This window comes from Caulobacter flavus (assembly GCF_003722335.1).
GTDB classification, from domain to species: Bacteria; Pseudomonadota; Alphaproteobacteria; order Caulobacterales; family Caulobacteraceae; genus Caulobacter; species Caulobacter flavus.
Window position 1 is genome coordinate 2,728,029 of the sequence record NZ_CP026100.1, and the last position, 13,133, is coordinate 2,741,161.

General features: G+C 69.9%; 8 protein-coding genes. 3 read left to right on the top strand and 5 right to left on the bottom strand.

The annotated features are described in order from the left end of the window. Positions 1-220: 220 nt before the first annotated feature. Positions 221-1,183 (bottom strand): IS5 family transposase, encoded by a 963-nt coding sequence (locus C1707_RS12555; RefSeq protein WP_123170698.1) that lies wholly within the window; start codon positions 1,181-1,183, stop codon positions 221-223. Positions 1,184-1,267: 84 nt separating this feature from the next. Next, complete coding sequence (locus C1707_RS12560) at positions 1,268-3,022, bottom strand: response regulator (RefSeq protein ID WP_240633930.1); 1,755 nt, start codon at positions 3,020-3,022, stop codon at positions 1,268-1,270. A gap of 262 nt (positions 3,023-3,284) precedes the next feature. Here C1707_RS12560 and C1707_RS12565 point away from each other — a divergent pair, with 262 nt between their 5' ends. Beyond that, a complete protein-coding gene (locus tag C1707_RS12565) occupies positions 3,285-6,173 on the top strand; it encodes a long-chain-fatty-acid--CoA ligase (protein ID WP_101715225.1) in 2,889 nt (962 codons plus the stop codon). Positions 6,174-6,264: 91 nt separating this feature from the next. Beyond that, positions 6,265-7,743: an FAD-dependent oxidoreductase gene (locus C1707_RS12570; protein WP_164467340.1), complete on the top strand. Its 1,479-nt coding sequence runs from the start codon at positions 6,265-6,267 to the stop codon at positions 7,741-7,743. 52 nt (positions 7,744-7,795) lie between these two features. Here C1707_RS12570 and C1707_RS12575 read toward each other — a convergent pair whose 3' ends face one another. The 3 genes from C1707_RS12575 to C1707_RS12585 form a co-directional block, all read right to left on the bottom strand. Continuing rightward, positions 7,796-8,272 (bottom strand): hypothetical protein, encoded by a 477-nt coding sequence (locus C1707_RS12575; protein WP_101715223.1) that lies wholly within the window; start codon positions 8,270-8,272, stop codon positions 7,796-7,798. A 104-nt stretch (positions 8,273-8,376) separates the two neighbouring features. Further along, positions 8,377-9,573 (bottom strand): GAF domain-containing sensor histidine kinase, encoded by a 1,197-nt coding sequence (locus C1707_RS12580; RefSeq protein ID WP_101715222.1) that lies wholly within the window; start codon positions 9,571-9,573, stop codon positions 8,377-8,379. Positions 9,574-9,660: 87 nt separating this feature from the next. Continuing rightward, positions 9,661-10,878, bottom strand: a complete 1,218-nt coding sequence (locus C1707_RS12585; protein ID WP_240633931.1) for an acetyltransferase domain-containing protein — start codon at positions 10,876-10,878, stop codon at positions 9,661-9,663. Between the two features lie 19 nt (positions 10,879-10,897). On the opposite strand from C1707_RS12585, the gene C1707_RS12590 reads away from it, so the two are divergent. Then, positions 10,898-12,949 carry a TonB-dependent siderophore receptor gene (locus C1707_RS12590; RefSeq protein WP_101715221.1) on the top strand — a complete coding sequence of 684 codons (2,052 nt, stop codon included), beginning with the start codon at positions 10,898-10,900 and terminating at the stop codon, positions 12,947-12,949. The last annotated feature ends 184 nt before the right edge of the window (positions 12,950-13,133 follow it).

The following is a 13,133-nucleotide window of genomic DNA, read 5'->3' on the forward strand; positions in this document are numbered from 1 at the left end:
TGTGGGGGAGGCGGCCGTAGGCCGGTGGGGGGAAGTTTTCAGCTTCCGAACCACTGGCCAGCTTCGCAATTCCTCCCCCCCACCGATCGCTGCGCGATCACCTCCCCCCTCTGGGGGACCGCTGCAATACGCCTCTGTAGGAGTGCTGGGGACGCGGAGTGGTCGTTCTGAGGCCTCCTTTTGGAGGTCTCAGGTCGATCGGGACGGACGGGTGGCGTGATCAGGCCGTCAGGATGGCGGCGCGGCGCAGGTTGAAGGCCATGGCGGTGAGCAGCACTTGGCCGGCGGCCTTGGCCATCCCCAGATAGCGAACCCGCGTCAGACCCATGCGGCGCTTCCAGGTGGCGAAAGTGGTTTCCACGGCGGCGCGACGACGGGCGATCAGGTCGTTAAGGCGCTTCTGGCGATCGCTCAGGGGATGATAGCGGTTGGGGCGGCGCATCAGTCTGGGCTTCACGCCGGCCTGCTTGAGCCGATCGCGGCGAGCGTGGGTGTCATAGGCCTTGTCGGCGTAGACGGCCGCCTCGTCGCCCCGGATCAGGGCGTCGGCCGGGACGGTGTCGTTGACGTTTGCGGGGGTGGTGATCACCGCCCGCACCAAGCCCGAGCCCTGATCGACATTCACGTGGGCCTTGTAGCCGTAGGTCGAGCCAGACTTGCCCTTGTGCTTGGCGAAGGCCGCGTCGGGGTCCCTGGCCTTCGCCAGGGCATCGGGACCGCCCCGGGGACGTGGCGTGGCCGCCTCGATCAAGGTGGCGTCCAGCATCGCGCCCTGCTTGAGCACCAGGCCCGCGCCTTCCAACTGGCGATCCAGCTCGTCGAACAGCCGCTCGAGCAATCGCTGGCTCACCAACCGGTTACGAAACCGGCACAGCGTCGTGTGATCGGGAACCGCGTCCTCCAGGCTCAGCCCCACAAACCGGCTGAACGAAAGGCTGTCGCCCAGCCGGAACTCCAGCTCAGCGTCCGATAACCCGTACCAGGCCTGCAGCAGGAGCGCCTTGAACAGCAGCAGCGGCCGGTAGCCCGGACGTCCCGGGCCATCCTCGCGAAGACCCGCCAGGGCCTTCTCGAAGCCCGACCAGTCCACCAGCGCCGACACTCGATCCAACGCCGCGCTGCCCGCCCGGCGACCAGCGCCGATCTCTCCAAATCCAAGCTGGCCCGTCGCCTTCACCGACATCGCAATCCTCCCGCTTCAACGCCAAGGAATCACAGCCAGCCAATTTCGCAACAGTCCCCCACAGGGGGAGGTTCCTACCGCGTCCTACCCCACCGCCGCCGCCGGCGGGGGCGTACGGTCCACGGCCATGGCGATGGCCGAGATCAGGTCCAGCGGCTTGACCGGCTTGCCCAGGTGCTCGTCGAAGCCCAGCTTCAGGAAGCGCTCGCGGTCGCCGGCCATGGCCGAGGCGGTCAGGGCGATCACCGGGGTGTTGGCCGCGCCGGCCGCGCCCGAGCGGATCTCGGAAAGGGCCGTCACGCCGTCCATCACCGGCATGTTGATGTCCATCAGCACGCAGTCGAAATGCGAGGCCTTCAGCGCGTCCAGCGCCTGTCGGCCGTCCTCCACCACCGTCAGGTCGACGCCGGCGGCTTCCAGCATCAGCCGCACGACCATCTGGTTCATCGGGTTGTCCTCGGCCATCAGCACGCGCGGAACCGCGCCTTCGTCCTCGACGGCTTCGGGCGCGGGGGCGGGCAGGGGCGGGGCTTCGGGCCGGCGCGCGCGGATCAGGAACAGGAAGCGCGCCCCGCGCTGGGCGGGCTCCAGGCTGAGGTCGCCGCCCATGCGCCGAGCCAGGGCGCGGGCGATGGTCAGGCCAAGGCCCATGCCGCCATAGGCCCGCGACACGCTCTCGTCGGCCTGGGTGAAGCTCTCGAAGATCCGCTCGGCGTAGGCCGGGTCGATTCCCGGGCCGGTGTCGGCGATGCGCACGGCCACGGTCTCCAGGCCGTCGGGCGCGGCGCCCTGGCCCGAGACCTCGATGGTCACCCCGCCCACGCGGGTGAACTTCAGCGCGTTCGACAGCAGGCCGCCCAGCACCTGCCGGATCCGCGCGGGGTCGGCGTGCAGCCGCTCGGGCGCGGACGGGTCGATGCGCACGTCCACCGACAGGCCGCGCACCATGGCCATGTCGCGCCAGGTGTCGGCCACGGCGTGCACCAGGTCGTGCAGGTCGAAGTCGCACGGCGTCAGCTCGGCGTCGCCGGCGTCGAGGCGGGCGATGTCGAGCACGTCGTTGAGCAACTGCATCAGGCTGTCGCCCGAATGGATCATCAGCTCCACGTAGTCGCGCTGGCGCTCGTCGAGATCGGTGCCCTTCAGGGCGTGGGCCAAGCCCAGCAGGCCGTTCATCGGCGTGCGCATCTCGTGGCTCATGGTCGCCACGAACACCGACTTCACGCGCGAGGCGGCCAGGGCCCGCTCCTTCTCCTGCCGCAGGCCGCGCGTCAGCTCGTCCATCTTGCGGGCGGCGGCGCGGTTGAGCAGCATGGCGTTGATGGTGGTCGCCACCAGCATCAGGATCGCCCAGCGGTTGGTCAGGTGGCCGGGGCCGTGCGGATCGTTCGGCAGGAACGGGAAGGCGACCAGGCACAGCAGCGGCGGGGCGGTGGTGATCGCCAGAAGGCTGATCGGCTGGTGGCGGAAGTTCTGGGTGAAGATGATCTGGCCCGCGCATACCCCGAGGGCCGCCAGGCGCAGGTCCTGGTGCGGGAACATCCAAAGCGCCACCGCCAGCCACGACCACACCACGTTGATCGGAATCGAGGCCAGCACGAACAGCGCCCGCAGGCGGTCGGTCGTGGACCCCGTGAAGCGGCGGATGACCAGCGAGGCCAGGGCCTCGCCCGTCGCCAGGGCGGCGAACCAGCCGGCGGCCATGGCTGGACCCAGAGCGATCCCGACGACCATGGCCACCAGAGCGGCGGAGACCAGGCGCGCGACCGTCAGGCGACGCGTGTCGTTCGCCACCTCGTCCAGCCGTTCGTCGGCGCCTAGAGCATCGAGCCAGTTCAAGGCCGTGCACCCCGTCCCGCACCTGGTGCGAACCAGGCAGCGCTGAAGCTAACCGCAAAACGACGTTCTGGGAGTGAACGGGGCATGCGGCCGATCAGCGCGGCCGTGTAGAAGGTCCAGTACTCTACGCCTCCGTGCAGATGCGCGCAAAGTCGGCCGCCAAACCTTCGCTCGCCTCGGGCGCGCCATGCGTTGCGCCGCCGGTCGGGCGCCGCTAGCCTCTCCTGAACAACGATAAGCAGGACGCGGGAGAGCGGTTTCGATGCAAGGTTTGATGCAGCATGGCGCTCTGACGCTCGACAAGATCATCGATCACGCCGCCCAGTGGCACGGCGGCCGCGAGGTGGTCACCCGGTCGGTCGAGGGGCCCGTCGTCCGCACGACCTACGCCGAGATCCACAGCCGCGCCAAGCGCGTCTCCAACCTGCTGCTGGCGCTTGGGATCAAGCCGGGCGACCGGGTCGGCACCCTGGCCTGGAACACCGCCCGTCACATCGAGACCTGGTACGGGATCATGGGCATCGGGGCGGTCTGCCACACCCTCAACCCGCGCCTGTTCCCCGAGCAGATCGCCTGGATCGCCGACCACGGCGGCGACCGCGTGATCTTCACCGACCTGACCTTCCTGCCGATCATCGCGGGGATCATTCCCCGCCTGCCCAACGTCGAGCACGTGGTGGTCTTCACCGACCGCGAGCACATGCCGCAAGACTTCAGGCTCGCGGGCGAGGCGCCGCACTTCAAGGGCCTGCTCTGCTACGAGGACCTGGTCGCCGAGCAGTCGGCCGACTGCGTCTGGGGCGGGTTCGACGAGGGTACGGCCGCGGGTCTCTGCTACACCTCGGGCACGACGGGCGACCCCAAGGGGGTGATGTACTCGCACCGCTCGAACTTCCTGCACACCTTCATCACCATGCAGCCCGACGTGATGGGCCTGTCGCAGCGCGACGTGATCCTGCCGGTGGTGCCGATGTTCCACGCCAACGCCTGGGGCGTGGCGTTCTCGGCGCCGGCCACCGGGGCCAAGATCGTCATGCCAGGCGCGAAGATGGACGGCGCCTCGATCCACGAACTGCTCGAGACCGAAGGCGTCACCTTCTCGGCCGCCGTGCCCACCGTCTGGCAGATGCTGCTGCAGCACCTGGAGAGCACGGGCTCGAAGATCACCACGCTGAAGAAGGTGGTGATCGGCGGCGCGGCCTGCCCGGAAAGCATCATCCGCGCCTTCCACGACAAGTACGGCGTCGAGGTGGTCCACGCCTGGGGCATGACCGAGACCTCGCCGGTCGGCACGCTGTCGACCATGACCGATCGGCTGGAGAAGCTGTCCTACGACGAGCAGATCCCCTACCGCCTCAAGCAGGGCCGCCCGCCGATGGGCGTCGAACTGAAGCTGACCGACGACGACGGCAAGCCGCTGCCGCACGATGGCAAGGCCTTCGGCCACCTGAAGATCCGCGGCCCGATCATCGCCGCCGAGTACTTCCGGGGCGCCGGCGGCAAGATCCTCGACGAGGAGGGCTTCTTCGACACCGGCGACGTGGCGACCATCGACGAGATGGGCTTCATGCAGATCACCGACCGCGCCAAGGACGTCGTGAAGTCCGGCGGCGAGTGGATCAGCACGATCGAGATCGAGAACATCGCCGTCGGCCATCCCAAGGCCGCCCTGGCCGCGGTCATCGGCGTGGCGCACCCCAAGTGGGACGAGCGCCCGATCCTGCTGGTCAAGCTGAAGGAAGGCGAGACCGCCACGAAGGAGGAGTTCCTCGACTTCCTGCAGGGCAAGATCGCCAAGTGGTGGATGCCCGACGACGTGGTGTTCGTCGACGAGATCCCGCTGGGCGCCACCGGCAAGATCGACAAGAAGCTGATCCGCCAGCGGATGAAGGACTACGTGCTGCCGACCATCGGTTCGGCCGCGACCGGCTCGGCCACCCTGGCCGCCGCCGACGGCGCCCAGGCCGAGGTGCTGTATGCGCCCGAGCCCCTGGAAGCGCCTCAGGACCTGGTCGAGGAAGACGCGCCGCAAGCCGAAGCGCCCGTCGAGCCCGTCCACGAGCCCGAGGTGGCCGCCGCCCTGGCCGCCGCGCCGGAGCCCGATCCCGCGCCGCTGAGCGTCGAGGCCCTGGCCGCGACGCTGCCCGATCCGGAGCCGGCCGCCCTGGCCCAGGCCGCGCCGGCCGAACCGGTTTCGCCGGAGGACGTCTTCCCGCACGAGCCCCTGGTCGAGCCGCGGGCCAAGCCGCTGTCGGCGACGCCGGAGGACGCCTTCGACGCTCCGCCGGTGTTCGTCGCCGAGGAGGCGCCGCTGGCCATGCCGCTCAGCGGCGCCAAGCCACGCAAGGCCAAGGCCGCCAAGACCCCGTCGGGCGAGAAGGGCGGCTGGGCCGCGCCGATCCTGACCGGAGCCGTGGCGATCGCCGCGCTGCCGGCCGTGCTGGTCGTCGTCGGCGCGCTTGGCGCGAAGTCGGGCCTGCTCGACAAGGCGGTGGCCTACGACCTGCTGACCCGCGACCTGGCGCCCGCCGTCGCCTGGCTCAGCCTGCTGACCGGCGGCCTGGGCGTCATCGTGGCCATGATCGGCGGCATCCAGCGTCATTGGCGCCGGGCGCTGCTGGCCCTGGCCGTCACCGTCGCCACGCTGGGCCTCTTCTTCCTGGCCACCGGCGTCAGCGCCCGCGCCGCCCCGGTGGGCGACGTCGCCACCGACTGGAAGGCGCCGCTGGGCTTCTCCGACAGCGTCATGGCCGCGCGCGGCGAGGCGGCCGCGCCGGTGCTCGACGAGCCCAGCCTGCCCGTCGGCTCCGAACTGTTCGCCGGCCGCCGCGTGGCCGAGGTCAACGCCGAGACCTGTCCCGCCGCCCGCACCCTGGTGCTGACCCGCTCGCCGGCCGACGCCTACGAGGCCGCCAAGGCCGCCGTCCAGGCCAAGGGCCTCAAGCTGGTCGCCGACGATCCGATGGACGGCCGCCTTGAAGCGACCGGCGCCAGCTTCTGGTACGGCCTGCGCGACGACCTCGTCGTGCGCGTCCGTCCCGACGCCGGCGGCGCCCGCGTCGACGTCCGTTCGGTCGCCCGCGACGAGGGCGGCGATCTGGGCCGCAACTGCGGTCGCGTCACCGGCGTGCTCAAGGCGATCCAGGGCTAGAAACCCGATCCACCCATCCGGGTGTGTGATTTGATACAACCTTCGGGCGTCTAGTGGCGCAATCTGCATGAGAGCGATTGGGGAGGCTCTCATGATCAGGAACGGCAAGGACATCGCCGACGGCGCGGTGATCGAGACGCAGGTCTGCATCGTCGGGTCCGGCCCGGCCGGCATCACCGCGGCCTGGGAGCTGCAGAAGGCGGGGGTGAAGGTCACGCTGATCGAAGGCGGGCCCGACAGCCCCGGCAGCGCGCTCGATCCCACCTGGCCGGCCAAGAGCCTGCTCTACGACGGCGTGGCCGACGGCCAGTTCGCCGAGGCCGAACCCGACTTCCTGATCCGGCCCTACAACAGGGCCGGCGGTCCGTGGGAGCGCGAGCGGATGTTCGGCGGCACCTCTGCCCACTGGGGCGGGCAGTCGCGGCCGCTGGACCCGATCGACTTCGAGAAGCGTCCCGGTTTCCCCGGCTGGCCGATCACGCGCGAGGAGCTGGATCCCTACTACGCCCAGGCCGCCGAGCTGTGCGTGCTGCACGGCGACGACTTCCGCCCCGAGACCTGGGCCGAGATCCTGGGCGCCGAGGTGCCCGAGCTTACGGGCTTCGACACCACGATCTACCAGTACCTGGGCCCCAACTACCTGAAGTTCGCCCAGCGCACCTTCGACGGCGTGACGATCGCCGACAGCGCCGCCGACGTCATCGTCAACGCCACCCTGCTGCAGATCGACCACGAGCAGGGGCGCGTGTGCGGCCTGCGTGTCGCCAGCATGGACGGGGCCAGCCCGCCGAAGAAGGCGACGGAGTTCACCATCAAGGCCGACTACGTCGTCCTGGCCTGCGGCGCGGTCGAGAACGCCCGCCAGTTGCTGCTGTCGGACGTGGGCAACGACCACGACCAGGTCGGCCGCTATTTCATGTGCCACCCGCTGTCGACCGGCCAGGTCATCAGCGTCGGCGGCGCCTACCTCACCGACGCCCAGACCCGGCTGATGGGCGGCAAGACCCTGGTGGGCAACCGGCCGGTCACCTGGCAGGACGAGAACGGCGTGCGGGTCTCGGGCCGTTTCTCGCCCTCCGCCGAGGAGCAGAAGCGCCTGGGCATCGGCAGCTGCTGGTTCTGGTCCAACTACGGCCAGTACTATTTCGAGATGGCGCCCAATCCCGACAGCCGGATCACCCTGGCCGACACGGTCGATCCGGTGTTCGGCCAGCGCCAGACCCACATCACCTGGCTGCTCAGCGACCGCGACGAGGCCACCTACACCCAGACCACCCAGCTGTTCAAAGCCGCGGTCGAGGCGCTGGGCGGCGACGTCTACTGCCAGTCCTGGCCCAGCGTGAAGCAGGGGCTGACCGTCAACGGCCATCACATCGGCACCACCCGCATGTCGGCCGACCCGCAGGAGGGCGTGGTCGACGCCGACCTCAAGGTGCACGGCCTCGACAACCTCTATATCGCCGGCTCGTCGGTGTTCGCCTCGACCGGGATCTCCAACCCGACCTTCACGATCGTCACCCTGTCGATCCGCCTGGCCGAACACCTGCGGGGCAAGGTGGGGGCGCCGTAGCGATCCTTCCTGCGCAGCGAACAGGTTCCAGGCCCTGGGATGAGGCGATCTCCTAGGCGACCGGCGCCTCATGGTGCGCCGACCAAGAGCCGATGTTGAGCATGTAGTCAGCGACGATGACGCCTTGCGCGACGATCAGGTGTCCCTCTGGATCCGAAGTCGGCCTGATCGAGGTTGCGACGGCGTGTTCTCCCCGAGTGGACGTCCCCATGGCCAAGGCGACGATCTGGACGGTCTGGCCGTCGGCCTGGATAAGCCTGTCGCCGGGCAAGATATTTTCCGTGCTCAGCAGCCCCCTCGTGGTGAGAAGCTTCTGACGTCGAACGCAGATCAGTTCGCGGCCGCCGTCGATTATGCACTGCACGGCCTGGAACGCCGAGTCGGGTCCCGTCCCGTTGGAAAACTGGACGGTGGCGGTTTTCCAGTCCCGGCCAAGTCCCGCCGCCCAGATCGTGTCACCGACTCGCAAGTCTTCGATGGACTTCGTTTCCGTTGCGCTGATCGCGATCTGGGTTCCGTTCGCCAGCACGGCCGCTCTCCCTGGACAATCGAGCAGCCGGCCATCGCCAGTGCCCCCCCTCAGGAGCATGGAGCAGGTTTTCGTTCTATGTAAAGTTGTGCTGACCGCTTGGGTCAGGTTCCGGGCAGGGTCACGGTAAACACCGAGCCTTCGCCGACCTGGCTCCTTACGGTGATCTCGCCACCCATCTGCCGGGCCAGCCGGCGGGAGATCGCCAGGCCAAGGCCAGTACCGCCGAAGCGGCTGGCCGCGCCGGGCGCCTGCTCGAAGCGCTCGAAGATCCGCTCCAGCTGGTCGGCGGGAATGCCGACGCCGGTGTCGGTGACCGTCATCACCAGCGCGCCGTCGCGCGCGACGATGCGCAGCGACACCTGGCCCAGTTCGGTGAACTTGAGCGCGTTGCCCAGCAGGTTGACCAGGATCTGGCGCAGACGCGAGGCGTCGCCGCGCACCGTCGGCAGGGCGCCGGCGATCTCGGCCGAGAGGGCGACGTCCTTGGCCAGGGCCCGCTCGGCGAACAGTTCGACGGCCGAGCGCGCCGCCTCGGGCACGTCGATCGGTTCGTCGTCCAGATCGACGACGCCGGCCTCCAGCCGCGCCAGGTCCAGCACGTCGTTGACGATGGTCAGCAGCTTCTCGCCGGCCGACTTGGCCTTGGTGGCCAGCATCCGTTCGCGGTCGGGCAGGTTGGGCGAGGCGGCCAGCAGGCCGTTGAAGCCGATCACGCTGGTCAGCGGCGTACGCAGCTCGTGGGTCATGTTGGCCAGGAACTCGCTCTTGGCCTCGGTGGCGGCCTGGGCCCGGCGGGTCAGCAGCTCGTTGCGGGCGTTCAGCAGCCGCAGGTCCATCTCGGTGACGACGATCTGGGCCAGGGCCTTCAGCCGGCGCTTCTCCTCGGCGGTCAGCGGCGGGCGCGGCCGCTGGTCGATGACGCACAACGCCCCAAGCCGATGGCCGCTTTGCAGCCGCAGCGGCGCGCCGGCGTAGAAGCGGATGTTGGGATCGTCGGTGACGAAGGGGTTGTCGCGAAAGCGGTCGTCGCCCTCCGGATCCAGCACCTCCATCACCTCGTCGGACTCGATGGTGTAGTGGCAGAAGGCGTCCTCGCGGGGCGTGCCGCCTGGTTCCAGCCCGACGACCGACTTGATCCACTGACGGTCGGCGTCGATCAGGGTGACGGCTGCGATCGGCGTGTCGAACAGCTCGGCGGCCAGGGCCGTGATCCGGTCGAAAGCCGCCTCGGGCGGGGTGTCGACCAGGCCGTACTCGTGCAGGGCCGCCAGCCGGGCCGTCTCGTCGCTGGTGAACATCGGGTCCTGTGATGCTGCCGGCGCGGGGGAGACGCCGAACACCCATTTCACCCGGGGCGGCGCGCTCTGTCGAGTATCGGACCGACCTCAGAGATACTTCATCCACGGCTGGCGGCTGGCCCGCTTGACCGGGCCGAACCAGCGGCAGGCGAACCAGCAGGGAACCGCGACCAGCGCCGCCAGCAGCCAGATCCAGGCCACGCCCGGCACGCTCCAGACCTCGCCCTGGTTCGGTCCCAGCGCCACGACGGCCAGAAGCTGCAGCAGGTGCAGGCCGTAGAGGTGGATCAGGTAGAAGAACAGCGGCGCGGCGCCCAGCACCGCCAGGGTCGAGACGAGCCGCGCCGGCGCCTTCTCCAGCGCCGCCAGGAGCAGCGCGCCGAGGCCGAGCGTCAGCAGCAGGAAGTCGGCCGACGGCGGATACTTGGTGACGTTCAGCCAGCTCATGCCGGTGCGGATCGGGCTGGAGCCGGCGACCCACGGCGTGTCGCCATAGCCTTTCAGGCTACGCAGCAGTACGAGCAGGACCAGGGCCACGGCGCCCGTCAGCAGCAGGCGGTCGCGGCGATCGCGCCAGGCGGCGACGAACCAGGGACCGACGCCGTAGCCCAGGGCCGCGACGCCGATCCAGGGCAGCAGCGGGTAGGACGTGCGGACCCGCGCGCCCCAGGGCAGGTCGATGAAGCCCCGGTCATGCAGGATCGCCCAGATCGCATGGCCCGGCTGGCCCTGGGCTATGCCGATCGGGTCCAGCAGGTTGTGGCCCAGCACGATCACGAGGCCGACCGCGATCAGCGCCGCGCGCGGCAGGTGGACGAGGGCCGAAAGCGCGATCATCGACAGGCCGATCGCCCAGATCACCTGCAGGTAATAGGTCTTCGGAGTCAGGTCGAAGCTCCAGGCGAAGCTGACGAAGGTCAGTTCCAGGAACACCAGGAACAGGCCCCGCTTGAACAGGAAGCCTGACGCCGCCTTGGCGATGGCGCGGGGATCGTTCCCGCCAGCCTTGCGGCCGTAGAGCCAGGCGGCCAGGCCCGTCAGGGCCACGAACACCGGCGCGCACAGGTGCGCCGCCAGGCGGGTGAAGAACAGGGCGGGCGTCGTCGCCTCCACGTCCATCGGGTCCGAGACCTGGGTATGGATGAAGAAGAACTCCCGCACGTGGTCGACCATCATCAACAGCATCACCAGGCCCCGCAGGGCGTCGATGGCGGCGATACGGCCGGCGGCGGGCGGGGGCGGGGCGACGGAAACGGCGTTGGTTGACAGCATCACCGGGGCGGCATAGCTGATATGAAATAACATTACAAACGGAGTTGCTCTCTTGCCCCTGTCGTGGAGCTGCGTCAGCGCATGCCTGCTGGCCCTGTCCGCCGCCGAGCCGCCGGAAGCCGTTCCGGCCGCCGAGACGGAGCCCCACGCCGTGGGCGAGATCGTCATCCTGGGGCGGCGCGGGGCGGCCCGCGACGTCACCCTGGGCGCTGGCGAGATCACGCAAGCCACCTCGCCGTCCAGCCGCTCGGTCGAGCGCGACCTGCTCGACGCGGTCGGCGCCGGGCGCCTGGCCGACGCGCTGGAGCTGACCAGCGGCGTCTCCCAGCAGAACAACCGCGGCGGCTTTCTCGACAACTTCGCCATCCGCGGCTTTCTCGGCACGCCCGACGGCGGGGCCGAGTATTATGTCGACGGCTTCCTGGCCAACCGGGGTCTCGCGCCGCCCCGCGACCCGGCCACGGCCGAGCGCGTCGAGATCCTGAAAGGCCCGGCCGGCGCCTTGTTCGGCGACATCGACCCGGCCGGCCGCGTCAACATCGTCTCCAAGACCCCGCAGTTCGTGCGCGGCGGCCACGTGGCCGCCACCGTCGGCTCGTTCGGCCTGCGCCGGGGCGAGCTCGATTTCACCGGTCCGCTGTCCGACACCCTGGCCGCCCGCCTGGTGGTCGCCGACGAGCGCAGCGACGGCTGGCGCGACCATGTCGACCTGCACCGCCGCGCCGTCGCCCCGTCCCTGACCTGGCGGGCGACCGAGGCCCTGCGCCTGACCTATGTGGGCGAGTTCACCGTCTTCGACGCGCCCTTCGACCGTGGCGTGCCGGCCGTGAATGGCGACGCGCTTGCCATCCCGCGCTCGCGCTTCTTCGGCGAGCCGGGCGACGGGACCACGCGCTTCCGCAACGAGCGCCACCAGTTGACCGGCGAGTACGAGCTTTCGCCCGACTGGCGGCTGACCGCCGGCTTCGCCCGCCGCACCGGCGACATGCACGGTTTCTCCAGCGACCAGTCGCGCCTGGTCGGCCGCCAGCTGTGGCGCCAGCGCCGCGAGCGCGACTACGCCGTCGAAGACGTCTCGGGCCGCCTCGAGCTCGACGGCCGCGTCGGCGCCCATCACCTGAACGTCGGCGTGAAGGGCTACACCCTGGAGTACAGCGAGTTCCTGCTGCGCCGGAACCCTACCGCCGACGCACCCCACGCCATTTCGATCGACGCGCCGGCCTATGGCGGCCAGGCCCTGCCGCTGCTGCCGTTCACCGACAACCGCGAGACCCGCCGTGTCACCACGTTCTACGCCCAGGATCTCTGGCAGGCGACGCAGCGCCTGAGCCTGCTGGCCGGCGTCCGCGTCGACGACTATCGCCAGACCGTGCGCAACAATCGCACCGGCGCGGTCGGGCGCGGCGAGGGCTCGCCGGTCGACTACCGCCTGGGCGCCCGCTACCAGCTCACCGACGCCCTGGTCGCTCACGCCAGCTGGGGCCGCTCGTTCCTGCTCAATTCCGGCACCGGCCGCACCGGCCAGGGCTTCGCGCCGGAGAGGGGCAAGGGCTGGGAGCTGGGCCTCTCCGGCCGCTGGCCGGGTGTCGACCTGGGGATCGCCCTGTTCGACATCGAAAAGCGCAACATCCTGGCCAACGATCCCGTCGACGCCAGCTTCCTGGCGCCGGTCGGCCAACTGACCAGCCGGGGCGTCGAGTTCGACGCCTCGTTCGAGGTCAGCGCCGTATGGCGCGTGGTGGTCAACTACGCCTGGACCGACGCCAAGGCCGACGACACCGCCTTCGCCTCCGACGCGGTGCTGAACGTGCCCGAGCATTCGGGCGGCGCCTTCGCGGTCGGAACCTTCGAGCGGTGGAAACTGACCGCCGGCGCCGCGTATGTCGGCGACCGGGCCGGGGCGCTGGACGGTTCGGGCCTGATCCTGCCGTCCTACTGGAAGGCCAAGGCCGCCGTGGAGTGCGCGCTAACCCCGAAGATCGACCTGCGCCTGGAGGTCGATAACCTCTTCGACGAGCACTACGCCCAGAGCTCGTACAGCCCCGTCTGGATCTTCCCCGGCGCGCCCCGCACGGTGCGGGCCAGCGTGAAGGCGCGGCTTTAGCAGGGCCTATCCAACAGTTCGTCATCCCGGAAAGCGTGCAGCGCTTATCCGGGACCCAGGGGAACCGGGCGCCGCGGCCGGGGTCGCGCGTTGGAGTGGCCGCCAGTGCGTTGCGACGGCCCTGGGTCCCGGCTCTCCGCTACGCTGCGGCCGGGATGACGACGAGGGGAGGGCGTGTAGCTGA

Excerpts from the sequence above, each read along its gene's own strand:
- C1707_RS12565 (WP_101715225.1), top strand. The coding sequence starts at position 3,285 with ATGCAAGGTTTGATGCAGCATGGCGCTCTGACGCTCGACAAGATCATC.
- C1707_RS12555 (WP_123170698.1), bottom strand. The coding sequence starts at position 1,183 with ATGTCGGTGAAGGCGACGGGCCAGCTTGGATTTGGAGAGATCGGCGCT.
- C1707_RS12585 (WP_240633931.1), bottom strand. The coding sequence starts at position 10,878 with ATGTTATTTCATATCAGCTATGCCGCCCCGGTGATGCTGTCAACCAAC.
- C1707_RS12570 (WP_164467340.1), top strand. The coding sequence starts at position 6,265 with ATGATCAGGAACGGCAAGGACATCGCCGACGGCGCGGTGATCGAGACG.
- C1707_RS12580 (WP_101715222.1), bottom strand. The coding sequence starts at position 9,573 with ATGTTCACCAGCGACGAGACGGCCCGGCTGGCGGCCCTGCACGAGTAC.